The 26,051-nt window shown below is 51.1% G+C and carries 27 protein-coding genes and 1 rRNA gene; 27 read left to right on the top strand and 1 reads right to left on the bottom strand.

The features are described from left to right. From rrf to rsmI, 9 genes are all read left to right on the top strand, one after another. Positions 1-74 (top strand): 5S ribosomal RNA (gene rrf / locus ABS784_RS17400); the annotation flags it as partial. A gap of 152 nt (positions 75-226) precedes the next feature. Further along, positions 227-433: a sigma factor G inhibitor Gin gene (locus ABS784_RS14415; RefSeq protein WP_011229538.1), complete on the top strand. Its 207-nt coding sequence runs from the start codon at positions 227-229 to the stop codon at positions 431-433. Positions 434-603: 170 nt separating this feature from the next. Further along, a complete protein-coding gene (locus ABS784_RS14410; RefSeq protein ID WP_025039043.1) occupies positions 604-2,037 on the top strand; it encodes an aminotransferase class I/II-fold pyridoxal phosphate-dependent enzyme in 1,434 nt (477 codons plus the stop codon). Positions 2,038-2,063: 26 nt separating this feature from the next. Further along, a complete protein-coding gene (gene tmk / locus ABS784_RS14405) occupies positions 2,064-2,696 on the top strand; it encodes a dTMP kinase (RefSeq protein ID WP_014194560.1) in 633 nt (210 codons plus the stop codon). A 79-nt stretch (positions 2,697-2,775) separates the two neighbouring features. Continuing rightward, complete coding sequence (gene holB, locus ABS784_RS14400) at positions 2,776-3,768, top strand: DNA polymerase III subunit delta' (RefSeq protein WP_021322628.1); 993 nt, start codon at positions 2,776-2,778, stop codon at positions 3,766-3,768. A 14-nt stretch (positions 3,769-3,782) separates the two neighbouring features. Then, the gene (locus ABS784_RS14395) at positions 3,783-4,610 is read left to right on the top strand and encodes a PSP1 domain-containing protein (protein WP_012820432.1); all 828 of its coding nucleotides are present in this window, start codon (positions 3,783-3,785) and stop codon (positions 4,608-4,610) included. A 15-nt stretch (positions 4,611-4,625) separates the two neighbouring features. Next, on the top strand, positions 4,626-4,988 hold the full coding sequence (yabA, locus tag ABS784_RS14390; RefSeq protein ID WP_011229543.1) for a DNA replication initiation control protein YabA: 363 nt from the start codon (positions 4,626-4,628) through the stop codon (positions 4,986-4,988). A gap of 60 nt (positions 4,989-5,048) precedes the next feature. Further along, complete coding sequence (locus tag ABS784_RS14385; RefSeq protein WP_014194562.1) at positions 5,049-5,798, top strand: tRNA1(Val) (adenine(37)-N6)-methyltransferase; 750 nt, start codon at positions 5,049-5,051, stop codon at positions 5,796-5,798. Between the two features lie 15 nt (positions 5,799-5,813). After that, entirely contained in the window at positions 5,814-6,725 is a 912-nt protein-coding gene (gene rsmI, locus ABS784_RS14380; RefSeq protein WP_014194563.1) for a 16S rRNA (cytidine(1402)-2'-O)-methyltransferase, read from the top strand. A gap of 16 nt (positions 6,726-6,741) precedes the next feature. Here rsmI and ABS784_RS14375 read toward each other — a convergent pair whose 3' ends face one another. After that, a complete protein-coding gene (locus tag ABS784_RS14375; RefSeq protein ID WP_011229546.1) occupies positions 6,742-7,041 on the bottom strand; it encodes a transition state genes transcriptional regulator AbrB in 300 nt (99 codons plus the stop codon). A 395-nt stretch (positions 7,042-7,436) separates the two neighbouring features. Between ABS784_RS14375 and metG the strand changes: the two genes are divergently transcribed. The 18 genes from metG to mfd all read left to right on the top strand — a co-directional run bounded on the left by metG (position 7,437) and on the right by mfd (position 25,874). Next, positions 7,437-9,389: a methionine--tRNA ligase gene (gene metG, locus ABS784_RS14370; protein WP_014194565.1), complete on the top strand. Its 1,953-nt coding sequence runs from the start codon at positions 7,437-7,439 to the stop codon at positions 9,387-9,389. Positions 9,390-9,525: 136 nt separating this feature from the next. Beyond that, positions 9,526-10,296, top strand: a complete 771-nt coding sequence (locus tag ABS784_RS14365; RefSeq protein ID WP_013143959.1) for a TatD family hydrolase — start codon at positions 9,526-9,528, stop codon at positions 10,294-10,296. A gap of 200 nt (positions 10,297-10,496) precedes the next feature. After that, positions 10,497-11,702: a G5 and 3D domain-containing protein gene (locus ABS784_RS14360; protein ID WP_014194566.1), complete on the top strand. Its 1,206-nt coding sequence runs from the start codon at positions 10,497-10,499 to the stop codon at positions 11,700-11,702. A 257-nt stretch (positions 11,703-11,959) separates the two neighbouring features. Then, complete coding sequence (rnmV, locus tag ABS784_RS14355) at positions 11,960-12,523, top strand: ribonuclease M5 (RefSeq protein WP_014194568.1); 564 nt, start codon at positions 11,960-11,962, stop codon at positions 12,521-12,523. Continuing rightward, positions 12,516-13,397: a 16S rRNA (adenine(1518)-N(6)/adenine(1519)-N(6))-dimethyltransferase RsmA gene (rsmA, locus tag ABS784_RS14350; RefSeq protein WP_352512929.1), complete on the top strand. Its 882-nt coding sequence runs from the start codon at positions 12,516-12,518 to the stop codon at positions 13,395-13,397. Before rnmV ends, rsmA begins: the two co-directional genes overlap by 8 nt. Positions 13,398-13,536: 139 nt before the next feature. Beyond that, entirely contained in the window at positions 13,537-14,436 is a 900-nt protein-coding gene (gene yabG, locus ABS784_RS14345; protein ID WP_014194570.1) for a sporulation peptidase YabG, read from the top strand. Positions 14,437-14,619: 183 nt separating this feature from the next. After that, the gene (gene veg, locus ABS784_RS14340; RefSeq protein WP_011229553.1) at positions 14,620-14,877 is read left to right on the top strand and encodes a biofilm formation stimulator Veg; all 258 of its coding nucleotides are present in this window, start codon (positions 14,620-14,622) and stop codon (positions 14,875-14,877) included. 250 nt (positions 14,878-15,127) lie between these two features. Continuing rightward, on the top strand, positions 15,128-15,307 hold the full coding sequence (locus tag ABS784_RS14335; protein WP_013143961.1) for a small, acid-soluble spore protein, alpha/beta type: 180 nt from the start codon (positions 15,128-15,130) through the stop codon (positions 15,305-15,307). Positions 15,308-15,526: 219 nt separating this feature from the next. Next, positions 15,527-16,399 carry a 4-(cytidine 5'-diphospho)-2-C-methyl-D-erythritol kinase gene (gene ispE, locus ABS784_RS14330; RefSeq protein ID WP_023634489.1) on the top strand — a complete coding sequence of 291 codons (873 nt, stop codon included), beginning with the start codon at positions 15,527-15,529 and terminating at the stop codon, positions 16,397-16,399. Positions 16,400-16,454: 55 nt separating this feature from the next. Beyond that, positions 16,455-17,276 carry a pur operon repressor gene (gene purR / locus ABS784_RS14325; RefSeq protein ID WP_014194574.1) on the top strand — a complete coding sequence of 274 codons (822 nt, stop codon included), beginning with the start codon at positions 16,455-16,457 and terminating at the stop codon, positions 17,274-17,276. A gap of 42 nt (positions 17,277-17,318) precedes the next feature. Further along, positions 17,319-17,693 carry a RidA family protein gene (locus ABS784_RS14320; protein WP_011229557.1) on the top strand — a complete coding sequence of 125 codons (375 nt, stop codon included), beginning with the start codon at positions 17,319-17,321 and terminating at the stop codon, positions 17,691-17,693. A gap of 125 nt (positions 17,694-17,818) precedes the next feature. Then, entirely contained in the window at positions 17,819-18,109 is a 291-nt protein-coding gene (gene spoVG, locus ABS784_RS14315; protein ID WP_003247437.1) for a septation regulator SpoVG, read from the top strand. A gap of 132 nt (positions 18,110-18,241) precedes the next feature. Then, entirely contained in the window at positions 18,242-19,618 is a 1,377-nt protein-coding gene (gene glmU, locus ABS784_RS14310; protein ID WP_023634490.1) for a bifunctional UDP-N-acetylglucosamine diphosphorylase/glucosamine-1-phosphate N-acetyltransferase GlmU, read from the top strand. 12 nt (positions 19,619-19,630) lie between these two features. After that, on the top strand, positions 19,631-20,578 hold the full coding sequence (locus ABS784_RS14305) for a ribose-phosphate diphosphokinase (RefSeq protein WP_012820445.1): 948 nt from the start codon (positions 19,631-19,633) through the stop codon (positions 20,576-20,578). Between the two features lie 77 nt (positions 20,579-20,655). Then, positions 20,656-21,288, top strand: coding sequence for a 50S ribosomal protein L25/general stress protein Ctc (locus tag ABS784_RS14300; RefSeq protein WP_012820446.1), 633 nt, complete (start codon positions 20,656-20,658; stop codon positions 21,286-21,288). A 60-nt stretch (positions 21,289-21,348) separates the two neighbouring features. Continuing rightward, positions 21,349-21,909 carry an aminoacyl-tRNA hydrolase gene (gene pth / locus ABS784_RS14295; RefSeq protein ID WP_021322636.1) on the top strand — a complete coding sequence of 187 codons (561 nt, stop codon included), beginning with the start codon at positions 21,349-21,351 and terminating at the stop codon, positions 21,907-21,909. Between the two features lie 111 nt (positions 21,910-22,020). Next, positions 22,021-22,251 carry an anti-sigma-F factor Fin gene (gene fin, locus ABS784_RS14290; protein ID WP_011229562.1) on the top strand — a complete coding sequence of 77 codons (231 nt, stop codon included), beginning with the start codon at positions 22,021-22,023 and terminating at the stop codon, positions 22,249-22,251. A gap of 89 nt (positions 22,252-22,340) precedes the next feature. Next, a complete protein-coding gene (gene mfd, locus ABS784_RS14285; protein WP_021322637.1) occupies positions 22,341-25,874 on the top strand; it encodes a transcription-repair coupling factor in 3,534 nt (1,177 codons plus the stop codon). Positions 25,875-26,051 lie beyond the last annotated feature (177 nt).

Raw genomic sequence — 26,051 nt, 5'->3', positions numbered from 1 at the left:
ACACGGAAGTTAAGCCCTCCAGCGCCGATGGTAGTTGGGGCCAGCGCCCCTGCAAGAGTAGGTCGCTGCTAGGCAATAAACGAGCAGCCAGTTGCATTGGTGCAATTGGCTGTTTTCGTTTTTTGAGGAAAAAACGATAAGGACCCGCTCAATGTCTCTCTTCCTTTCATCTACTAGTATAGAATGTTAGCAATGTGGGAAACATAGAGGATGGGAGGTGGAGAGCGTGAGGACATCAATAGCAGACCGGAATCAACGCGAACATGTATGCATCGTTTGTGAACAGGAAAAAAAGGAAGGGATTTTCCTTTTTGGCCATTTTCTTTGTTTGGACTGCAACCGGGCGATTGTGCAAACGAATACGGACGACCCGAACTACTCGTTTTATGTGCGGCAGCTGCGCAAAATGTTTACATCGAAAATTCACTCGTAATCAGGTCCTGCATTTGGGCCTGTTTTTATTTGCGATTGACGCGACTCGTGCGTTTTTTCGGGCGTTTGTGATACTATATGTTTGATGTTTCTCCTGCATATCCCATGCATTTCGGCAGTCTGCCCGGATGATGGCCGTTCTGGGACAGACAGCAAGGAAAGAGGATGATGATGGATCAAACGAAAACTCCTTTATATGACGCTCTCGTGCACCATTGGGCGCGCCGCCCGGTTTCGTTTCACGTGCCGGGACATAAATACGGCGCTTTGTTTTCGAAACGAGGGAGAGATATGTTTGCGCCGCTGTTGGCGTTGGATGCGACGGAAATTTCCGGCTTGGATGACTTGCATCATCCTGAGTCGGTGATTGCCGAGGCGCAGGCGCTGGCGGCGGAGCTGTATGGCGTTAGGGAGACGTTTTTCCTTGTGAACGGTTCGACGGCAGGGAATTTGGCAATGATCGCCGCCGTGTGTGATGGAAAGAGGAAGAAAGTGATTGTACAACGCAATTGCCATAAATCGGTGATGCATGCATTGCAACTCATGGAAGCCACTCCTGTTCTACTTGCTCCCGAGTTTGATCGTGATGTGTGTGTCGCTTCGCACATTCGTCCTAAAGCGGTCAAAGAGGCGTTGGCGCTTCATGATGATGTTGCTGCGGTTGTATTGACGAACCCAAATTATTATGGAATGGCCGCCGATTTGACAGAAATCGTCCGTCTAGTTCATGAACATGGCATTCCGGTGCTGGTTGATGAGGCGCATGGCGCCCATTTCGTTGTCGGCCCCCCTTTTCCGACATCGGCGCTTCGCTATGGCGCCGATGTTGTCGTGCAGTCGGCGCATAAAACGTTGCCGGCGATGACGATGGGAGCGTTTTTGCATGTAAACAGCGAGCGGGTTGATCTTGAGCGGTTGAAATATTTTTTGCAGTTGTTTCAGTCAAGCAGCCCGTCTTACCCGATTATGGCGTCGCTCGATTTGGCGCGGAGTTATGTCGCCCAGCTTTCAAAAAGCGATGCGGCGGCGATCGTGGCAGAAATTGAGAAGTTTAAAGCAGCCTTGGCCGATATTGACGGGGTGGCAGTCGTTTGTTCCCGCCATTTTGGCGTACAGACCGACCCGCTGAAAGTAACGGTGCAGACGCGCTGTTCCTTGACCGGGTATGAACTGCAACGTTGGCTTGAGCGCGAAGGGGTGTTTGTCGAGCTTGCTGATCGAATGAACGTGCTTTTCGTTTGCCCGCTGGCGGTAACCGGGCGGCTTCAGGAAGCAGCGGAGAAAATCAAACGAGCGTGGCGCGATTTGCCAGATGGCGAGGCGCCGGTGTGTGACGCTTCGCCTTTTCTCGGACCGCTTCTATCGGTTTTAGTCCCGTATAATGAACTGCGCCATTTGCGGACAAAAGCTGTGGCGCTCGAGGAAGCTGAAGGACATATAGCGGCGGAAACGGTCATTCCATATCCGCCTGGGGTGCCGCTCGTGTGGGTCGGAGAACGGATCGGCCGCGGCCATATTGAACAGATCCGCCAGCTTCTTTGTCAGCGGGCGCACATACAAGGCGGAAGCCGGCTGAAAGATGGTCAGCTGGTTGTATACGAATAGGAAGGATGGAAAGGATGCCGCGAGTGATGAACGGATGCTTTTTTTCGTTTGAAGGACCGGAAGGAGCCGGCAAAACGACGATGATCAGCAAATTGGAGTCGTTGTTGCGTGAGCGGGGGATTGACGTCGTGGCGACGAGGGAACCGGGCGGGGTGCGCATTGCCGAGGCGATTCGCTCAATCATTTTAAACCGTGATTATACGGAAATGGACGGGCGGACGGAGGCGCTTTTGTATGCGGCGGCGCGCCGGCAGCATTTGCTTGAGAAAATCGTGCCGGCGCTTGAGGCTGGGTGCGTCGTCCTTTGCGACCGGTTTGTTGACAGTTCCCTCGCCTACCAGGGATTTGCCCGCGGGCTTGGCATTGAGGAAGTATGGAAAATTAATGAGTTCGCTATTGATGGGTATATGCCGTCGCTGACGATTTATTTTGATATCGATCCGCAAATTGGGCTTGAACGAATCCGACGAAACCGCAGCCGGGAAGTGAATCGGCTTGACCTTGAAACGTTGTCTTTTCATGAGAAGGTGCGAGAAGGGTATCGGGAACTCGCCAGACGGTTTGCCGACCGCATTGTCGTCATCGACGCGAACCGCCCGCTTGATGATGTATTCGCTGAAACAACGGCCGCGGTGCTTTCCCGTTTGAAAGGAAGATGACAGCGCCATTTCCATGAATCCGACCGTGATGATTCCTAGTGGACATGATAGAATAGAAATAAGAAATCAAGGAAGAGTGATGGCGATGCGATGGGAACAGCTAGCGAAACGCCAGCCGGTGGTGGCGAAAATGCTGCAAAGCGGCTTGGAAAAAGGGCGGATTTCTCATGCGTACTTGTTTGAGGGGCAGCGGGGGACGGGCAAAAAAGCGGCCAGTTTGTTGTTGGCGAAACGTTTGTTTTGTCTGTCCCCAATCGGAGTTTCCCCGTGTCTGGAGTGCCGCAACTGCCGGCGCATCGACTCCGGCAACCACCCTGACGTCCGGGTGATCAGCCCAGACGGAGGATCAATCAAAAAGGAACAAATCGAATGGCTGCAGCAAGAGTTCTCGAAAACAGCGGTCGAGTCGGATAAAAAAATGTACATCGTTGAGCACGCCGATCAAATGACGACAAGCGCTGCCAACAGCCTTCTGAAATTTTTGGAAGAGCCGCATCCGGGGACGGTGGCGGTATTGCTGACTGAGCAATACCACCGCCTGCTAGGGACGATCGTTTCCCGCTGTCAAGTGCTTTCGTTCCGGCCGTTGCCGCCGGCAGAGCTCGCTCAGGGACTTGTCGAGGAGCACGTGCCGTTGCCGTTGGCGCTGTTGGCTGCCCATTTGACAAACAGCTTCGAGGAAGCACTGGCGCTTGCCCAAGATAGTTGGTTTGCCGAGGCGCGAACATTAGTGCTACAATGGTATGAGATGCTGGGCAAGCCGGAGCTGCAGCTTTTGTTTTTCATCCACGACCGCTTGTTTCCGCATTTTTTGGAAAACCATCAGCTTGACCTTGGACTTGATTTGCTTTTATATTTATACCGCGATTTATTGCATATTCAAGCCGGGCAGATGGACGGCGTGTTATACCGCGATCAGCTGGACCGCCTGCAACGATGGGCGCTTGCTTGCCCGCAGCGGCGGATTTTGGCTGGCATGGAAGCGATTTTACAAGCGAAAACGCGTTTAAATACAACAAATATGAGCACAGCGTTGCTTGTTGAGCAGCTCGTTCTTCAATTAAAGCGGTAAAGGAGGGAGAGCCGTTGTATACGGTAGTCGGCGTCCGTTTTAAAAAAGCAGGGAAAATTTATTATTTTGACCCTGGCGATGCCGTTATTCCCGTCGGCGAATTCGTCATTGTCGAGACGGTCCGAGGCATTGAGTACGGAAAAGTCGTCATCGCCAATAAACAAGTCGACGAAAACGACATCGTGCTGCCGCTCAAAAAAGTGATCCGCGTGGCGAATGAGAAAGATAAATGGATTGTAGAAGAAAACAAAAAGGCGGCGCGCGAGGCGTATGACATTTGCTTGCGCAAAGTGGAGGAGCACGGGCTGGAAATGAAGCTCGTCGATGTGGAATATACGTTTGACCGCAATAAAGTGATCTTTTATTTCACTGCCGATGGGCGCGTCGATTTCCGCGAGCTTGTGAAAGACTTAGCGTCGATTTTCCGCACGCGCATCGAGCTGCGGCAAATCGGGGTGCGCGATGAGGCGAAAATGCTTGGCGGCATCGGGCCGTGCGGCCGCATGCTTTGCTGTTCGACGTTTTTAGGCGATTTTGAACCGGTGTCGATCAAAATGGCGAAAGATCAAAACTTGTCGCTCAATCCAACGAAAATTTCCGGGCTGTGCGGCCGGCTGATGTGTTGCCTGAAATATGAAAACGAAGAGTATGAGACGGCGAAAGAACAACTCCCGGATTTAGGGGAATATGTCGAAACACCGCACGGCTTCGGCAAAGTCGTCGGCTTGAACATTTTAGAGCGGGTGTTGCAAATCGAGCTTCCAGAATTCGGACGGGTCGTCGAATATACACTCGATGAGCTGATGAAAAACGGGACGTTGTCCATTCGCGTCGCGGATTAATTTGGGGTGGGGCCAGTGGAAAAAGTAGATAAAAAAGAAGTGTTTCGATCAGTGGCCAATATGGAAGAGCAACTTAGTTATTTTTACCGCGAGCTGGTGCAGCTGAAACAGCGCGTAACGGAGCTGTTAGAAGAGAATCACCAGCTGCAAATCGAAAATGCTCATTTGCGCCGTCGGCTTGAACAATTGTCAGAAGCATGGGAAGAAGGCAAACGAAAAGGGGACAAACATGGCAAAAAACTCATCGACATTGGCGAAGGGTATGACAATTTAGCCCGCCTTTACCAAGAAGGGTTTCATATTTGTCACATCCATTACGGAAGCATTCGCACCGAGGGCGATTGTTTGTTTTGCTTGTCGTTTTTGAACAAAAACTAAAGGCAGCGCCACCCTTTCCGTTTCGGAAAGGTTATTTTTTTCAATGGAGGATCGTGCGTCATGGTGGAATTGTACGAGGATGAACGGCTCGATTATTTGTTTAACGAAGAGCTCCGCATCATTCAAAGTCCATCTGTATTTTCGTTTTCCCTTGATGCCGTGCTCCTTGCTCATTTTGCCTATATGCCGATTCAAAAGGGGCAGATTGTTGATTTGTGCACGGGCAACGGGGTGATTCCCCTCTTGTTGAGCCGGCGAACAAAAGGGACGATCATCGGCATCGAAATTCAAGAACGGCTTTGCGACATGGCGAGGCGAAGCGTGCAATACAACGGGCTTGAAGGACAAATCGAGATCATACACGGCGACATTAAAGAAGCGCCGCAACGGATCGGTTACAGCCGGTACGATGTCGTCACGTGCAACCCCCCGTATTTTCCGGCAGTCGGCAAAGACGAACTGAGCAAAAATGAACATATCGCCATCGCCCGCCATGAAATTTATTGCACCCTAGAGGATGTGATTCGAGTCAGCAGCCAGCTGTTGAAGCAAGGAGGGAAGGCGGCGTTCGTCCACCGGCCCGGGCGGCTGCTTGATCTTGTGACGCTCATGCGCCAATACCGTCTTGAGCCGAAACGGCTCCGCTTTGTGTACCCGAAAGAGGGCAAAGAGGCGAACATGATTTTAATTGAAGGGACAAAAGACGCAAGCCCGGACTTAAAAGTGTTGCCTCCGCTTGTCGTGTATAATGAGAATAACGAATATACTGAGGAGACGAAGCGGATCTTATATGGCATTATTTCATCTTAAAGGGGCGGAACAAGGATGCTTTGGCAGCAAAAAAGTTTTACCGAACAAACGGAGCAAGGGACACTGTACATCGTGCCGACGCCGATCGGCAATTTGGAGGATATGACGTTTCGTGCGGTTAGGACGCTTCAGGAAGCTGACGTCATCGCCGCCGAGGACACAAGGCAGACGAAAAAGCTGCTCGCCCATTTCGGCATTCATACGCCGCTCGTCAGCTACCATGAGCATAATAAATACGCGAGCGGCCGGCAGCTTGTCGAATGGCTGAAGGAAGGAAAAACGGTGGCATTGGTGAGCGACGCCGGGATGCCCGGCATTTCCGATCCGGGTTATGAGCTTATTGTTGCGGCGCTTGCCGAGCGCTGCCGCGTCGTCCCTCTTCCTGGAGCGAACGCGGCATTGACAGCGCTTGTCGCCTCCGGGCTGCCCACGGACCGCTTTTTGTTTGTCGGCTTTTTGGAACGGGCGAAAAAAGAGAAAAAAGAGCAGCTGCTGTCATTAAAAACAGCGGCGGAGACGTTAATTTTTTATGAGGCGCCCCACCGCTTGAAAGAAACGCTCGCTCTTATGTATGATATATTCGGCAATCGGCGCATCGCTCTTGGCCGCGAGTTGACGAAACGGTTTGAGGAGTTCATCCGCGGCGATTTAAGCGATGCGGTCGCCTGGGCGGAAGAACATGACACCCGCGGTGAATTTTGCCTCATTGTCGAAGGGGCGCGAGACGGGAATAAACAAGAGCAAGAGGGAGAGGAATGGTGGCAGCCGCTTTCGCTTGTCGAACATGTCGATTATTATATTCGCGAGCACAGCCTTTCCGTCAAGGAGGCGGTGAAACAGGCGGCCAGTGATCGAAATATGTCGAAACGCGACGTTTATCGGCAGTATCATCAACAGCAAGAAGAAGAAAAAAAAGAGTTTCTCTGAAGCCAGAGAAACTTTTTTATTCTTTTTCTTTGTCTGTTGCTGCTTCTAGATGCTGTTGGATCTCCTGCAGCAAAATTTCTGCGCCTTCGCGGCTTAAAATGATTTTGCCGCCGGCCAGTTTGAAGTTGTCGTCCGACACTTCGCCGGTGACGACACACGTCATGTTCGGCTTATACTTTTTCAAAATGATGCGGTCATCGTCAACATAAATTTCCAACGCATCTTTTTCGTTAATATCCAACGTACGTCGCAGCTCAATTGGAATGACGACGCGGCCTAACTCATCGACTTTACGCACGATCCCTGTCGATTTCATCGTCGATTCTCCTCTCCGCAAAAAAGTTTTTTGTCGTTTATTCGTCAATATTCGACAAATTTCCTACAACCTAATCATATCAGTGTTTCCATTAAGCGTCAATCCTTTAATATGTAAAATTTAAAAAAAATGTATATTGTTATTTCAAAAAAAGTTTGTTTAGAAAGAAAGGAGAAAACGAATGAATTTGCCCATCTAAACTCTATCCTTGTATAACAAATTCGCAGCGATGGCTGAAAACGCGGCCGTATTTTTGCCGGTTTGGGTATATTTTTTCAGCCCACGAGAAATAGATGTTTTTGTAGAATGAAAAAATTATGTAAAATAGAAGTAACGCCGCTCTCGTCGCCGGACGGGGGCTTTTGTGCTCAACAGTACGAGGGAGGGCCTAACCGATGGAGAAAAAAACGTTTTATTTGACGACGCCGATTTATTACCCGAGCGACCGCCTGCATATCGGTCATGCTTACACAACGGTGGCGGGGGACGCCATGGCTCGCTATAAACGGATGCGCGGCTACGATGTTATGTATTTGACCGGCACCGATGAGCATGGGCAAAAAATTCAGCGCAAGGCGGAAGAAAAAGGAGTAACGCCGCAGCAATACGTCGATGAGATCGTCGCTGGCATTCAGGAGCTATGGAAGAAGCTCGACATTTCCTACGACGATTTTATTCGCACAACGCAGGAGCGGCATAAAAAAGTCGTCGAACAAATTTTTACCCGTCTTGTCGAACAAGGCGATATTTATTTGGGCGAATATGAAGGCTGGTATTGTACGCCGTGCGAATCGTTTTACACTGAGCGGCAGCTTGTGGACGGCAACTGTCCGGACTGCGGCCGGCCTGTTGAGAAAGTGAAAGAAGAGTCCTATTTCTTCCGGATGAGCAAATATGTCGACCGCTTGTTGCAATATTACGAAGAAAATCCCGATTTTATCCAACCGGAATCGCGGAAAAATGAGATGATCAACAACTTCATTAAGCCGGGGCTTGAGGATTTGGCTGTGTCCCGGACGACGTTCGATTGGGGCATTAAAGTGCCAGGCAATCCGAAGCATGTCATCTATGTCTGGATCGACGCGCTTGCCAACTATATCACAGCGCTCGGCTACGGCACGGACAACGATGAAAAGTTCCGCAAATATTGGCCGGCGGACGTCCATTTGGTCGGCAAAGAAATCGTCCGTTTCCATACGATTTATTGGCCGATTATGTTGATGGCGCTCGGCTTGCCGTTGCCGAAAAAAGTATTCGGCCATGGCTGGTTGCTGATGAAGGATGGAAAAATGTCCAAATCGAAAGGAAATGTCGTCGACCCGGTGACGCTCATCGACCGGTATGGGCTTGATGCGCTCCGCTATTATTTGCTGCGGGAAGTGCCGTTCGGCGCTGATGGCGTGTTTACGCCGGAAGGATTTATTGAGCGCATCAACTATGACTTGGCCAACGACTTAGGCAACTTGTTGCACCGTACTGTGGCGATGATCGAGAAATATTTCGACGGCGTTATTCCGCCATACCGCGGGCCGAAAACACCGTTTGACCAAGAGTTGGCGCAAACGGCGCGCGAAGTGGTGCGTCAATATGAAGAAGCGATGGAGGGAATGGAGTTTTCCGTCGCGCTCGCCGCTGTTTGGCAGTTGATTAGCCGGACGAACAAATACATCGATGAAACGCAGCCATGGGTATTGGCGAAAGACGAACAGAAACGGGATGAGCTTGCCGCCGTCATGACCCACTTGGCTGAATCGCTTCGCCATACGGCGGTGCTGCTCCAGCCGTTTTTGACGCGCACGCCGGAGCGCATGTTCGCTCAGCTCGGCATCACTGATCATTCATTAAAAGAATGGGACAGCTTGTACGATTTCGGCCTCATTCCGGAAGGGACAAAAGTGCAAAAGGGAGAACCGCTCTTCCCGCGCCTCGACATCGAAGCGGAAGTGGAGTACATTAAGGCGCATATGCAAGGGGGCAAACCGGCCGCCGAACCGGTAAAAGAGGAAAAAAAAGCAGCGGAGGCGGCGGAAATTTCGATTGACGAGTTCGCCAAAATCGATTTGCGCGTCGCTGAAGTCATCCATGCCGAACGGATAAAAAACGCCGATAAGCTGTTGAAGCTTCAGCTTGACCTTGGCGGCGAGAAGCGGCAAGTGATCTCCGGCATTGCTGAGTTTTACAAACCAGAAGAACTAGTCGGCAAAAAAGTCATTTGCGTCGCCAATTTAAAACCAGCCAAGCTTCGCGGCGAATGGTCGGAAGGCATGATTCTAGCCGGAGGCAGCGGCGGGGAATTTTCGCTGGCGACGGTTGATCAACACGTGCCGAATGGAACGAAAATCAAATAACGGTTTGCTTGGCAGGGGGGTGTTGCGCTTGACACCTCCTTGTCGCTATTTTGTAATGGAAATGTTAACGAAATGTGACGTATGTAACCAATTTCTATGCTACACTTAACATCAAGGTGGAAAAGAGGGCATTAGTATGCTGTTTGATACGCACGCACATTTGAATGCAGTCCAATACGAAGAAGATTTGGAACAAGTCATTGAACGCGCCCGCGATGAAGGGGTTTCACACATTGTCGTCGTCGGGTTTGACCGTCCGACGATCGATCGGGCGATCGAGCTGGCCGAGCGGTATCCGTTTATTTATGCGGCGGTTGGCTGGCATCCGGTTGATGCGATCGAGATGACGGACGATGATTTGCAGATGATTGAACAGCTCGCCGCTCACCCGAAAGTCGTGGCGCTCGGCGAGATGGGGCTTGACTACCATTGGGATAAATCGCCGAAAGACGTGCAACAAGAGGTGTTCCGGCAGCAAATCCGGCTGGCTAAAAAGGTGAAGTTGCCGATCATTATTCATAACCGTGAGGCGACGGCAGATATTTTAAAAATTTTGCAAGAGGAAAACGCCGCCGAAGTCGGCGGGATTATGCATTGTTTCAGCGGCAGCGTCGAGGTGGCCAAACAGTGCATGGACATGAATTTTCTCATTTCCCTTGGCGGACCGGTCACGTTTAAAAATGCGAAAAAACCGAAGGAAGTGGCGAAGGAGATTCCACTGAGCCATTTATTGATCGAAACCGATTGTCCATATTTAACGCCTCACCCTTTCCGCGGCAAACGAAACGAGCCGAGCTATGTCAAATACGTTGCCGAAGCGATCGCACAGATCAAAAACATTTCTTTTGCCGAAGTAGCGGAAACAACGGCGGAAAATGCCAAAAAATTGTTCGCCATCGACCGCTAAAATTAGGCGTCGAACAGCGGGGAAGCTTGTCGAAGGTGCGGCGAAGACGATAAAATTCTACAAATTCAGCCGATATGAGCCAACCGCGTGTCGACAAGTCTTCCTTCCTTTTTCACTGAATTTTCTGCATAATAGAGTATGCTCGTGCGTACATGTTAAAGGGAGAGGGGAATTCCGTAGAAAAAGGAGGCGTTCATCTGATGTTGCCGAATGGGAGGAAATGGCTGGACTTATGGAGGAAAAACGTGACCGTCACAGCGGGCGGGTTTCTCGCCATCTCCGCGACGACAGGGGTTGCTGGATATGAGATGGCCAAAGACGATGTGACGCTGATCAAAAACGGAAACAAACAAGAAATTCGCACTCATGCGAAAACGGTGAAAGAGCTGCTTGCGGAGCAAAACATTCAACCGCGCAAAGAAGATTATGTTTATCCGTCTCTCCACTCACCGATCACCGACGATCTCCATATCGTTTGGGAAGCGAGCAAAGAAGTGACGCTGACGGTCAATGGAAAAAAGAAAAAGATATGGACGACAGCCGATACAGTCGCGGAGCTGCTCCGTTCGCAGCACGTGGCAGTCGGGCCGTATGACAAAGTGGCGCCGGCGCTTTCGGCGAAAATTCAAAAAGGCATGGACATCGGCGTTGAAAAGGCGTTTCCAGTCCACGTCAATGTCGGCGGTAAACAACAGCAGGTATGGACAACTTCGACTACGGTCGCTGACTTTTTGAAGCAGCAAGGGATTCAGCTAGGTCAACTCGATCGGATAGAGCCCTCCTTGCACGAAATGGTCAAAGAACAGATGACCATTTGTGTGGTCCGAGTAAAAAAAGTCACCGATGTAGTGGAAGAACCCGTCGACTTTGCCGTGGTGACAAAACGGGACGACTCATTGCCGAAAGGAGAGCGGCGCGTCATTCAGCCTGGAGAAAAAGGGATGGTTCAAAAAACGTATGAGGTGACATTGGAAAACGGCAAAGAAACGGCGCGCAAACTAATCGCTGCGAAAACGCTAAAAGAAAGCAAGGCGCGCATTGTCGCCATCGGCACGAAAACTGTGCGCTCAGCTGCCGCGCCCGACCGCCCGTCCTCGCGCGGCTCGGACCATGCCGCGAAGGAATTTTACGTCACCGCCACCGCCTACACTGCCTATTGTGCAGGCTGTTCAGGCATAACAAGCACGGGCATCAACTTGCGCAAAAATCCTTCCGCTAAAGTGATTGCGGTCGACCCGTCCATCATCCCCCTTGGGTCGAAAGTGTATGTGGAAGGATACGGATATGCCATTGCCGCTGACACCGGCTCAGGCATCCGCGGATATAAAATTGATGTGTTTTTCCCGGAACGATCGGATGCGTTTCGTTGGGGCAGAAAGCGCGTGAAAATACGGGTATTGCCATAGAGATGCGATGGGAGAACGAAGCGGAGGGTTTTTTCCCTCTGCTTTTTTTCGCTATAATGGCATTGTGCCGCGACAATGCGCGCCGTTTCTACTAAATTAGACGATGCAAACGGAAAAAAAGTTTCAGCGAAATTCAAAAAATAATAAGGGAATGAAGCGGCTTTCGGCGATGATTCGCCTTACTTTTGATTTTACCGGAAAGGAGGCATTGCAGAAATAGGAAAAAGAGACGATTCCGTTGTTTCTGCAATGGGAGGATGAAGATCAAAGAAGTGATCGTTGTGGAAGGAAAAGATGATACGGCGGCGATCCGGCGCGCCGTCGATGCCGATACAATCGAGACAAACGGAGCAGCAGTGGGCGCGGATGTCATTGAGCGGATCAAGCTGGCGAAAGAGCGCCGCGGCGTGATCATTTTTACCGATCCCGATTTTCCCGGCGAAAAAATTCGCCGCACGATTGCCGAACAGGTGCCGGGGTGCAAGCATGCCTTTTTGCCGCGCGAGGCAGCCAAAGCGAAAAACGGCAAGGGCATCGGGGTTGAGCACGCGTCCCCTGACGAAATCCGTCGGGCGCTCGCCAACGTGTATGAAGAGGCGTCGGATTGGAAGGAAGAAATTACGTTTGCTGAACTGATCGAGGCTGGGTTGATCGGCGGTGCGATGGCGCGCCGGCGGCGGCAGCGTCTCGGCGAGGAGCTGAAAATCGGCTATGCGAACGGTCGGCAGTTTCATAAGCGGCTGCAAGTGTTCCGCATTTCCCGTGATGCTTTTTATGCCGCGTTAGCGCACGTGATGCAGGAGGAGGCAGACGATGTATAAAGATATTGCAACACCGCGGCGGACGAAAGAAATTTTGGAGCGATATGGCTTTTCGTTTAAAAAGAGCCTTGGGCAAAACTTTTTGATCGATGCGAACATTTTGCGGAAAATCGTGGATGTTGCCGACATCTCCCCTGATACAGGAGCGATTGAAATCGGACCGGGCATCGGAGCGTTGACGGAACAATTGGCGCGACGGGCGAAAAAAGTCGTCGCTTTCGAAATCGACGGCCGACTGTTGCCCATTTTGGCCGACACGCTGTCTGCTTATGACAATGTGCGCATCTTTCACCAAGATGTATTAAAGGTCGACTTGCATGCCGTCATCGCCGAGGAACTGGCTGATGTAAGCGACCGGATGGTCGTCGCCAACTTACCTTATTATGTGACGACACCGATCATTATGAAGCTGCTTACCGAGCGGTTGCCGATCCGAGGCATGGTCGTCATGCTGCAAAAAGAAGTCGCCGACCGTCTTGCCGCTAAGCCAGGGACAAAAGATTACGGCTCGCTGACGATCGCTGTGCAGTATTATACCGAAGCGGAAGTCGTCATGACGGTGCCGCGCACCGTCTTTATGCCGCAGCCGAACGTTGATTCTGCTGTCATCCGGCTCGTAAAGCGGCAGCATCCGCCTGTTGTTGTCGACGATGAGGGCGTGTTTTTCCAAGTGGTGCGGGCAAGCTTCGCCCAGCGCCGCAAAACGCTGTTCAACAACTTAACAAACAATTTGCCGGGAGGAAAAGAGAACAAAGAGCAAATTGAACGAGTGCTCGTTGCTTTGGGCATTGACCCGCGCCGCCGCGGAGAGACGCTTGACATCGCTGAGTTTGCTTCATTAAGCAACGCGTTGGCACCGCTTTTCGGCAAATGAAGGAGTCGTAAAGAAAGCGCTCCTCTAGGGGGCAGCGGTCTTTTCGTCAACCAAAGCCGTCCAAACAGGCGTCTATCACCTATTGTCCGCACGTGCATATCGTATGGATGACAACGATTATGCAATGGAGTGAGCGGTGATGGACGTCATTAAAATCGGCGATATTGTCGCCCGCAAGTCTTACCAATGTGATTTATTGTTCCGAGTGATTGATATTAAAGAAAAAAACGGCGAGTGGGAAGCGATTTTGTATGGTGAAGACGTGCGCCTCGTCGCGGACGCTCCGTGCAGCGATTTAGTCGTCATCGATGAGCAGGAGCAACAGGAACGGAAAAAGCGGGAAATCGAGCTGATCGAACAATCGTATCGGCTTTTTCGCCAAGATTATCAGGCGATCAAGCAAAAAGTCGAATATCGGGCGACCGGCGGATACCGGGTGGAGAAAGATTTTTTTCAAATTCCGGGGCGCGTTCTTCATTTGGATGGCGACCCGTTATATTTGCGCAAATGTATGGATTTGTATGAGCGGATCGGCGTGCCGGTGCACGGCATTTACTGCGAGGAAAGCGAAATGCCGGAAAAAGTTGGCTACTGGATCGAGCAGTTTCGCCCTGATATTTTAGTCATCACCGGGCATGATTCGTATTCGAAGTCAAAAGGAAAGGTGCATGAGTTAAAAGCGTACCGCCATTCGCGCCATTTTGTGCAAACGGTGAAAGAGGCGCGCAAAAAAGTGCCCCATTTGGACCAACTGATCATTTTCGCCGGCGCCTGCCAGTCGCACTTTGAGTCGCTCATCCGCGCTGGGGCGAATTTTGCTAGTTCACCAGCGCGGGTGAACATTCATGCTCTGGACCCCGTCTATATCGTTTCGCGCCTCAGCTTCACCCCGTTCACCGAAACGGTCGACGTATGGGATGTGTTGCGCAACACGTTAACTGGGGAAAAGGGGCTTGGTGGGGTGGAAACGAAAGGCGTGCTCCGCACCGGGATGCCGTTTCGCCTCATTGAGAATCGAGAGGAAAACCGCCGCAGTTGATGGGCGGTTTTTTCTATACGTCCGTCACATTTTTTTTACAAAAAAGTTCCACATCACACATAAAAAGAAGGATATTGTAGAAAAATATACATTGACAGAAATAAAAATGCCCTGATATAATTTTTATTTTTTGACTTTAGACATCATCTTTGTTATAATTACAAATAGTGAGGTGGATGATGAATGCCAAAGACTTTATCCGATATTAAAAAAACGCTGGATTCCAATATCGGGAAACGGTTGACGCTGCGGGCCAACGGCGGACGCAGAAAAATGATTGAGCGTTGTGGTATTTTGGCGGAAACATATCCATCCGTATTTGTCATTGAGCTGGATCAAAAAGAGAATTCGTTTGAACGCGTATCGTTCAGCTACGCCGACGTATTGACAGAGACGGTAAAGTTGACGTTTTGGGATGATGAGCAAGCAGGGGGGCAGTAGACAGATTTGTTTGCTGCTTTTTGTTTTTTGTTTTGTCATAAATAGGTGACGTGAACTACTCCCACTTCGTTTTGTTTGAAGCGGGAGTTTTCTTTCGGAACTATGATAAAACCGCCCTCTTTATTTCATACTAAAACTGCCGCAGCCGCCTTTTGCCCGGCCAAATGCAAAGCCGGCTTGTTGATGCGCCGGCGGGTTGCCAAACGTTTCATGCCATAGCGCCAATGAACATGGAAAGGGGTTGCTGACATTGGGTCGACGCCGCGGGATTATGTCGCAACGCTTGAAAGAAGAGCTGGCGAAAGAGTTGGGCTTTTACGATGTCGTGCAACGTGAGGGGTGGGGCGCCATCCGCGCGAAAGACGCAGGAAACATGGTCAGATTGGCGATTGAACGGGCGGAGCGGCAGCTGGCCGGAACAACGGAATAGCGCCGGCAGCGGGGCGTGTTGCGGCGAGGGTGTCCCGAACGGGGCGCCCTTTTTTGCATACATATATTGTTTGGCGTCGTCGCCAGAACATGGTAATATGATAAAATGGGTTGACGAAAGAAAGGCGGATGAGACGGGGCAAAGACGGCGGAGACGGAAAGCAGCCGATGGATGCCGATCCGCTTATTCATGATTGCGCGTGGAAGCAGGTGAGGATGAGTGAGGTTGTCGATAAAAGCGCCGGCGAAAATCAATTTGTCACTCGACGTTCTTTATAAGCGCCCGGATGGTTACCATGAAGTGAAAATGGTGATGACGACGATCGATTTGGCCGATCGCATTGAGCTTGTCGCGTTGCCGGAGGAAGATGCGATCCGCATCGTTTCGCAAAACCGCTTTGTGCCGGATGATTGCCGCAACTTGGCGTATCAGGCGGCTAAGCTTCTTAAAGAGACGTTTTCGATCCGCCAAGGGGTGGCCATTTCGATTACGAAGCATATTCCGGTGGCCGCCGGATTGGCGGGAGGAAGCAGCGATGCGGCGGCGACGCTGCGTGGGTTGAACAAGCTTTGGCAACTTGGATTAACGATGGATGAACTGGCAGAGCTCGGGGCGAAAATCGGATCAGATGTCGCTTTTTGCGTCTACGGCGGAACCGCCTTGGCGACGGGGCGCGGGGAAATCATCACTCCGATCCCTTCACCGCCGCCGTGCTGGGTTGTGCTGGCCAAGCCCCCGATCGGTGTATCGACGGCGGAAGTGTACCGAAACTTGGAACTTGAGCGTGTCAGCCATCCAGACGTCGATGCGATGGTGAGAGCGATCGAGCGGCAAGATTATGCGGCGATCTGCCGGTTGGTCGGCAATGTTCTTGAGGAAGTGACGTTGAAAAAATATCCGGAAGTCGCGCATATTAAAGAACAAATGAAGCGGTTTGGCGCTGATGCGGTGCTGATGAGCGGCAGCGGGCCGACCGTGTTTGGACTGATCGAGCACGATTCGAGAATGCAGCGGGTATACAATGGGTTGCGCGGCTTTTGTGACCAAGTGTTTGCGGTGAGAATGTTAGGAGAACGACATTCTCTTGATTAAACACGTACATTTTTGTTAAAATATATTTATAATATTCGGTTTCAGGAGGTCGGCTATGAAGCTAAGGCGAAGCGGCCGTTTAGTTGATATGACGCATTATCTTCTTGAACGGCCACATCAGCTCATTCCGCTTACATTTTTTGCCGAGCGGTACGAATCGGCCAAATCGTCGATCAGCGAAGATTTGGCCATCATTAAGCAGACGTTCGAGCAGCAAGGAATCGGAACCGTTCGGACGCTGCCCGGCGCTGCCGGTGGCGTGCAATACATTCCAAAAATGGCTGCTGAGGAAGCGGAAGAAGTGGTTGCGTATTTGTGTGAACAACTGTCGCGTCCGGATCGGCTTCTTCCCGGCGGATATTTGTATATGACCGACATTCTTGGCGATCCCCGTATTATGAACAAAATCGGCCGCCTTTATGCGTCGATGTTTGCCGACCGTCCGGTGGATGTCGTCATGACGATCGCCACCAATGGGATTCCGTTCGCGTATGCCATCGCCAACTTTTTGTATGTGCCCGTTGTCATCGTCCGCCATGACAATAAAGTGACAGAAGGACCGATGGTGAGCATCAATTACGTATCCGGCTCGTCCAAACGCATCCAAACGATGGTCCTATCGAAGCGCAGCTTAGCGGAAGGAGCCAATGTGCTCATCGTCGACGATTTTATGAAGGCGGGGGGTACAATCAACGGCATGATCAGTTTGCTGCAGGAGTTTAACGGCAATGTCTCCGGCATTGGCGTGCTCGTCGAGTCGGAGGAGGCGAAAGAACGGTTGGTCGACGAATACATTTCACTCGTCAAACTGTCCGAGGTCGACGTAAAAGAAAAGCGGATCGCTGTCAAAGAAGGCAATTACAAAGCGTTTTTATAGCACTCGCTGCTTGACATAAAAATCAAGAAAGGAGACTGGCTCATGAGAAAGGTAGAGACAACGAAGGCGCCGCAAGCGATCGGCCCATATTCGCAAGGGATCATCGTCAACAACATGTTTTACAGCTCGGGGCAAATCCCGCTCACTCCAGAAGGGGAATTGGTGAAAGGCGACATTCAAGCGCAGACGCATCAAGTGTTCCAAAACTTGAAGGCCGTATTGGAAGCGGCCGGCGCTTCGCTCGATACGGTGGTGAAAACGACCGTATTTCTGAAAAATATGGATGATTTCGCGGCCATGAATGAAGTGTACAGCCAATACTTCCCGAACCATAAGCCGGCGCGCTCGTGCGTGGAAGTAGCCCGGCTGCCGAAAGATGTCCTTGTCGAAATTGAAGTCGTTGCCCTCGTTCCGTAATGATTAGCCCCACTTTTTCCCTACATAAAAATTTATAAAAAATTTTTCGAAAAAAGAAGGAAATGACTCGAGCACGTGGAATTAATTACATCGAGTCTCATATAGGGGAAAAGGTGGTGAGCAAAATGGAAGTGACAGACGTAAGATTACGCCGCGTCAATACCGAAGGACGGATGAAAGCGATCGCCTCCATTACGTTGGACAACGAGTTCGTCGTCCATGACATCCGCGTCATCGACGGAAACAATGGGCTGTTCGTCGCGATGCCGAGCAAGCGCACACCAGATGGGGAGTTCCGTGATATCGCTCATCCGATCAATTCCGCCACGCGCGGGAAAATCCAGGAGGCGATCCTCGCTGAATATCACCGCCTCGGGAAGTTGGAAGAAGAACTTGAAGAAGCTGGCGCTTCGTAAACATATGAAAGGGAGCTTAGGTGAAATTCACCAAGCTCTCTATTTTTTTGGCAACCGCATTGTTTCCTTGAAAAGTGCCACTGATTCATATATATTCAATTATGGATAAAAGGGTAATTGGAGGCCTTTCACATGAAGCGATATGCGGTCATTTTGGCGGCCGGACAAGGGACGAGGATGAAATCAAAGTGGTATAAAGTGCTTCATCCCGTTTGCGGCAAGCCAATGGTTCAGCACGTCATCGACCAAGTGTCGAAGCTTGGGGTGGAAAAAACGATTGCGGTAGTGGGATTTGGGGCGGAACAAGTGAAAGAACAGCTCGGCTCTCAGTGTGAATATGCCCTGCAGGAGGAGCAACTCGGGACGGCGCATGCAGTAATGCAGGCGGCTCCGCATTTGCGCGGCCTTGAAGGAGTGACGATTGTCGTCTGTGGGGATACGCCGCTCATCACCGCTGAGACGATGGAGACGCTCGTCGAGCATCATATGGCCGCCAAGGCGAAGGCGACCGTATTGACGGCCATCGCTGATGATCCGTCCGGATATGGCCGCATTGTCCGCAACCAGGCTGGCCATGTCGAGAAAATTGTCGAACATAAGGATGCGAGCGAGCAAGAGCGGAACATTCGCGAGATTAACACGGGAATCTATTGCTTTGACAACCAGACATTGTTTCAAGCGCTTACAAAAGTGACCAACCACAACGCTCAAGGTGAATATTATTTAACGGATGTGATTGAAATTATCAAAGCCGACGGCGGCGTTGTATCCGCCTATCAGGCGCCGTCGTTTGAGGAAACGATCGGCGTAAACGACCGCATCGCCCTCGCCGAAGCGGAGCGGATCATGCGTGCTCGAATTTGCCGTCAGCATATGAAAAACGGGGTCACGATCATCGATCCGGCTTCCACTTATATTTCCGCCGAGGCGATGATCGGACGCGACACGGTCATTTACCCCGGCACGGTGATTGAAGGCGAGACGGTGATCGGTGAAGACTGCGTCATTGGACCAAATTCGGAAATTAAAAATTGCTATATCGGCCATCGCACATCGATTCGCCATTCGGTCGCCCATGACAGCGAGATTGGTTCGGATGTGACGATCGGCCCGTTCGCCCATATTCGACCGCTGTCAAAAATCGACGATGAGGTGCGGATCGGCAATTTCGTCGAGGTGAAAAAATCGACGTTCGGCAAAGGAAGCAAGGCGCCGCATTTGAGTTATATCGGCGATGCTGAAGTCGGCGCCGATGTCAATCTTGGCTGCGGGTCGATTACGGTCAACTACGACGGCGTGAATAAGCATATGACCAAAATCGAAAATGGGGCGTTTATCGGTTGCAATGTCAATTTGATTGCACCGGTTACGGTAGGACAAGGCGCTTACGTCGCCGCCGGATCGACGATCACGAATGACGTCCCCGGTCGCGCGCTCGCCATTGCCCGCGCCCGGCAAGTCAATAAAGAAAATTATGTCGATCGCCTGCCAGGCAAGAAAAAATCTTAGCGGAGGTCTATCATGTCTGACTGTCAGCATCAATTAAAATTGTTCGCTCTGAACTCGAACATGAAGTTGGCGAAGGAAATTGCAGAAGTCATGGGAATCGAGCTCGGCAAATGTTCCGTTTCCCGTTTCAGCGACGGGGAAATTCAAATCAACATTGAAGAAAGCATCCGCGGCGACGATGTGTTCGTCATTCAATCGACGAGCGTGCCGGTCAATGAGCATTTGATGGAGTTGCTTATCATGATCGACGCGTTAAAGCGCGCCTCGGCCCGCACGATCAATATCGTGATGCCGTATTACGGCTATGCCCGTCAAGACCGGAAAGCGCGTTCGCGCGAACCGATTACAGCGAAGCTGGTCGCCAACTTGCTCGAGACGGCCGGAGCGTCGCGCGTCATCACGCTTGATTTGCATGCCCCCCAAATTCAAGGATTTTTCGATATTCCAATCGATCATTTGATGGGTGTGCCCATTTTGGCGGATTATTTCAAAAGCAAACAATTGGAAGATATTGTCGTCGTCTCTCCGGACCATGGGGGTGTCACAAGGGCGCGCAAGCTCGCCGACCGCTTGAAAGCGCCGATTGCCATTATCGATAAGCGCCGGCCGAAGCCGAACGTGGCGGAAGTGATGAACATTGTCGGGCAAGTGGCGGGGAAAACGGCCATTTTGATTGATGACATTATCGATACGGCCGGCACGATTACACTCGCGGCCAACGCTCTAGCGGAAAGCGGAGCGAAGGAAGTGTACGCGTGCTGCACCCATCCGGTGCTGTCTGGTCCAGCGATCGAGCGCATTCAAAGTTCCAAAATTAAGGAACTGGTCGTCACCAATTCAATTGCCTTGCCAGAAGAGAAAAAAATTGATAAAATTGTAGAGCTGTCGGTGGCTCCGCTTATTGCTGAAGCGATTACGCGCGTGTATGAAATGAAGTCTGTCAGCGTCCTGTTCGACTAACGCAAGAAAACATGTTTAGCCCTTCTTGTTTTAGGATAAAGTAGTCAATAGATTCTAATTCAGGAAGGTGAAGAAACATGGCGATTGTGTTGGAAGCGAAAGAACGCACAGACAAAAAACGTTCGACATTGCGGCGTATTCGTTCGCAAGGCGGCATTCCAGCGATTTTGTACGGCAAAAAAGTCGAAAACAAAATGATTTTCGTCAGCGCCGCTGAACTGGAAAAAGTGCTTCGTGAAGGCGGACGCACAAGCTTGCTGACGCTGAAAGTCGGCGGCGAGGACTACTCGGTGTTGCTGCGCGAGATGCAGCGCGATCCGTTGCGTGGCGAGTTGCTTCACGCCGATTTTCAAGCGGTTGATCTATCGACAGAAGTTGATATTGACGTTGAAGTTCGCTTAGTAGGCGAGGCGCCTGGCGTGAAGGATGGCGGCGTGTTGCAGCAAAACTTGCATGAGCTGTCCATCCGCGTCCTGCCGGCGAACATTCCTCCAGTGATCGAAGTGGACATTTCCGGACTGCAAGTCGGTGATACCGTCACCGTTGGCGACGTGCAAACGGACGGCAAATTTGAAATCAATCATGAACCTTCCGAAGTGATCGCCACGATCTTGCCGCCGCAACAAGAGGAAGAAATCGATAGCGGCGAACAGCAAGAGGCAGGGCAGCCTGACGCTGCGGAAGGAAGAGAAACGACGCCAGAAGAGTGACAGACGTAACCGTTTCGGTTACGTCTTTTGTAGTATCATGCAAAGAGAGGAGCGCGAGGATTGAAGCTGTTTGTCGGGCTCGGCAATCCGGGCAAGGAGTATGAGCAAACAAGGCACAATGTCGGCTTTTTCGTCATCGACGAACTGGCGAAGCGCTGGAATGTATCGTTAAAAACCGCTAAATTTCGCGGCTTGTTCGGAACGGCGTCCGTTTCTGGCGAAAAAGTGGCATTATGCAAACCGTTGACATATATGAATTTATCAGGGGAATGTGTTCGCCCACTTATGGATTACTACGACATTGCCATCGATGATGTCATCGTCATTTACGATGACCTCGATCTCCCGCCGGGAAAAATCCGCCTTCGTCTGAAAGGAAGCTCCGGCGGCCATAATGGCGTCAAATCGCTCATTCACCACCTTGGCACCGAGCAGTTTAAGCGCATTCGCATTGGCATCGGTCGGCCAACGAACGGGCAACCGGTTGCGGATTACGTGCTCAGCCGCTTTACGGAAGAGGAGAAACCGGCGGTGGACAAAGCGGTGCTGCGGGCTGCCGATGCGTGTGAACAGGCGGTGAAGGCGCCATTTATTCAAGTGATGAATGATTTTAACGAGTGAATATTTTCCTCTGAACTGGTGCACAATGTGAGTACGGGAGGCGGCCGAAGCGTCGGCTTCGCCTGCCTTGTGGGCGGAACAGCCCGGTGCCCAGTGAGGAGGTTGGCTTGAATGGCGCTACATTACTATTGCCGCCATTGCGGTGCAAAAGTCGGAACGATTGAGCAAATGCCGATATACAGCGAGAAACTGGGATTCCACCACTTAACGGAAGAGGAACGGCTCGAGATGATTTCGTATGAACCGAACGGTGACATTCATGTGAAAACGATTTGCGAAGACTGTCAAGAGGCGCTGGCGCGAAACCCAGAATGGCATCAATACGAAAAATTCATCCATTAAGGGCGGCTTTGGGCGACCAAAGCGTTTTTGTGTTTGCGCCAGGCCAATGAAACGGAAAGAAACTGGCGTTGAGAGGAGGGAGAATAGGGGTGCTTTCGTTGCATCGCTATTTAGCTGAAAACCAAGATGTCCGTACGATCATCGAGGGGCTCCATGTCCGTTTGAAGGAACAGCTTGTCGCCGGGCTGTCCGGATCGGCCCGGTCTGTTTTTATTTCCACGCTTTACAAGGAGACAGGCCGGCCGCTGTTAGTCGTCTCTCACAATTTGTTTCAGGCGCAAAAAATGTATGACGATCTCGTTTCGTTGCTCGGGCCGGAAGACGTGTTCCTTTATTCAGTAAACGAAGTGATCGCCGCTGAGATGGCGGTCGCCAGCCCGGAGCTGAAGGCACAGCGCCTAGAGATTATGAACCATTGGGCGCAAGGCGGAAAAGGAGTCGTCGTCTGCCCGGTCGCCGGCTTGCGGCGTTTGTTGCCGCCGCCGTCGCTTTGGAAGCAGTATTTGTTCACCTTCTCCGTTGGACAAGAGTTCGATGTAGAACGTTGTAAACAGAAGTTTGTGCAAATGGGGTACAAACGGGTCGGCACCGTTTCCGCCCCCGGAGAGTTCAGCGTCCGCGGCGGCATCATCGACATTTATCCATTGACCGCTGAGCTTCCGTACCGCATCGAGCTGTTTGATACGGAAATCGAATCGATTCGGACGTTCACCCCTGACGACCAACGTTCGCAAGGGCAAATCGAGCGCATCATGATCGGGCCGGCCGATGAAATCATTCTCGATGGTGAGACGCGGCGCCGAGGAATCGAGCGGATTGAAGCGGGGCTTGCGTCGAGTTTGGAGACGATGAAAGATGAGGCCGCCAAACAGCGGATGTATGAACATATTCACGCTGAGCTTGAGCAATTGCGCGAGGGGCAGGAAATCGAGCAACAATATAAATATATGTCCCTTTTTTATGAAAAGGTTGCGAGTTTGCTAGATTACCTGCCAGAAGACGGCGTGCTGCTCATGGATGAAATGAGCCGGCTGCAAGAGGCGGCGGAACGGTTGGACCGCGAAGAGGCGGAATGGTATACGAGTTTGCTTGACAGTGGGAAAATGATTCATGGCGTGCCGCTTTCGCATTCGTTTTCTGAATTATTGCAAAAACATCGATTCCAGCGGGTATACTTATCGTTGTTTTTGCGCCATGTTCCGTATGCCCACCCACAAAACGTCGTCAATATTACGTGCAAACAAATGCAAAACTTCCATGGGCAAATGGCGCTTCTTCAATCCGAAGTCGAGCGGTGGAAAAAGGCAAACTATGCGGTCGTCTTTTTGGCGCCGAATGCAGAGCGGGTGAAAAAGCTGCAATCATTGCTTCAAGATTATGAGATTGACGCGCTGCCGCTCGCGCGCGATGCGGCTTTGCTGCATGGCAAATGCCAGCTCCTTGAAGGAGATTTAAATACCGGGTTTGAATTGCCGTTGCAAAAAATTGCCGTCATCACAGAAGAAGAGTTGTTCAAAAAACGGGTCAAACGCCCGGTGCGCCGGCAAAAGCTGTCCAACGCCGAGCGGATCAAAAGCTACGCCGAATTGCAAGTCGGCGACTACGTCGTCCATGTCAACCATGGCATCGGGAAATATTTAGGCATCGAGACGTTAGAAATCAACGGGGTGCATAAAGACTATATTCATATCCAGTACCAAGGCGGCGATACGCTGTATGTTCCGGTCGACCAAATGGATCAAGTGCAAAAATACGTCGGCTCGGAAGGAAAAGAACCAAAAATTTACAAACTAGGCGGTTCGGAATGGAAAAAGGTCAAAAAGAAAGTGGAATCATCCGTCCAGGATATTGCTGAAGATTTAATCAAGCTGTACGCCGAGCGTGAGGCAAGCAAAGGATATGCGTTTTCGCCGGACACCGAGATGCAGCGCGAATTTGAAGCGGCGTTTCCGTATCAAGAGACGGAAGATCAGCTTCGGTCGATTGAGGAAATTAAGCGTGATATGGAGAGCGACAAACCGATGGACCGCCTCCTTTGCGGCGACGTCGGCTACGGGAAGACGGAAGTGGCGTTGCGGGCGGCGTTTAAAGCCATTATGGACGGCAAACAAGTGGCCTTTCTTGTGCCGACCACGATTTTGGCCCAACAGCATTACGAAACGGTGCGCGAACGGTTTCAAGGGTTCCCAATCAACGTCGGACTGTTGAACCGCTTCCGGACGAAAAAGCAACAAGCCGAGATCATCAAAGGGCTAAAAGATGGGACGATCGATATGGTCATTGGAACGCATCGGCTGCTGTCGAAAGACGTGAAGTTTAAAGATTTAGGCTTGCTCATTATCGACGAGGAGCAACGGTTTGGCGTGGCGCATAAAGAAAAAATTAAGCAGCTGAAGGCGAACATCGACGTGCTCACCTTAACGGCGACGCCGATTCCGCGTACGTTGCATATGTCGATGATCGGCGTGCGCGATTTGTCGATCATCGAGACGCCGCCTGAAAACCGATTCCCGGTGCAAACGTATGTCATGGAATATACGCCCGAACTCGTCAAAGAGGCGATTGAACGTGAGCTCGCCCGCGACGGGCAGGTGTTTTTCCTTTACAACCATATTGAAGATATCGACTTGAAAGCGGAAGAAATCGCACAGCTTGTCCCGGAAGCGCGCGTCACTTACGTGCATGGTCGCATGTCGGAAACGGAGCTCGAATCGACGATTTTGGCGTTTTTGGAAGGGCAATACGATGTGCTGGTGACGACGACGATCATTGAAACGGGCATCGATATTCCGAATGTCAACACGCTTATCGTCTATGACGCCGACCGGATGGGATTGTCGCAGCTGTATCAGCTGCGCGGGCGCGTCGGCCGCTCCAACCGCGTCGCTTATGCGTATTTCACCTATCGGAAAGATAAAGTGCTCAATGAAGCGGCAGAAAAGCGGCTGCAAGCCATTAAAGAGTTTACCGAGCTCGGCTCTGGTTTTAAAATTGCCATGCGCGATTTGTCGATCCGCGGCGCGGGCAACATTCTCGGCGCCGAACAGCACGGCTTTATCGACTCGGTCGGATTCGATTTGTATTCGCAAATGTTGAAAGAAGCGATCGAGAAACGGCGCGGCATCAAGCGAGAAGACGAGCGGCCGGATGTCGTCATCGATGTCGAAGTCGACGCCTATATTCCGAGCACATACATTGCAGACGAGTTGCAAAAGATCGAGATGTACAAGCGATTTAAGGCAGTGGAGACGCTCGAAGACGTTGAGGCGCTGCGTGAGGAAATGGTCGACCGCTTCGGCGATTATCCAGATGAAGTTGCGTATTTGTTCCAAATTGCTGAGTTGAAGGTGTTGGCCAAGCAGCTTGGCGTCGAATCGATGAAGCAACATAAGCAGCAAATTGACATCTTGTTTACTGAACAGGCATCGAAAACGGTGGAAATCCAGCGTCTATCTGACATCGGACGCCGGCATGGCCGCTTATTCGGGTTTGGCATGGACGGAGCGAAGCTGAAAATTGTGCTCTATATCAAGGAAATGAAGCCGCACGAGTGGCTGATGATTTTAGAGGAGACGCTGCGGCGGCTGTCTGGGGTGGAAAATGAGAAGTCGGTGACGGCATAATCAAGAAAAAGTTTTATGATGTTTATCGTTTCCTGCATGTGGCGATAATGAAGGATGGGCAATTTTATCTAAAATGGCCAAAATCACTTTCATCACGTATAGAACGTGGATTGTGAAGGATACTAATGACAACAATGGTGAATTCCCCATTGAAAGGGTTCATCGGAGTATCCTTCA

This window comes from Geobacillus sp. G4, from assembly GCF_040327975.1.
Classification (GTDB): domain Bacteria; phylum Bacillota; class Bacilli; order Bacillales; family Anoxybacillaceae; genus Geobacillus; species Geobacillus thermoleovorans.
This window is presented reverse-complemented; position numbering and strand designations above follow the sequence as displayed.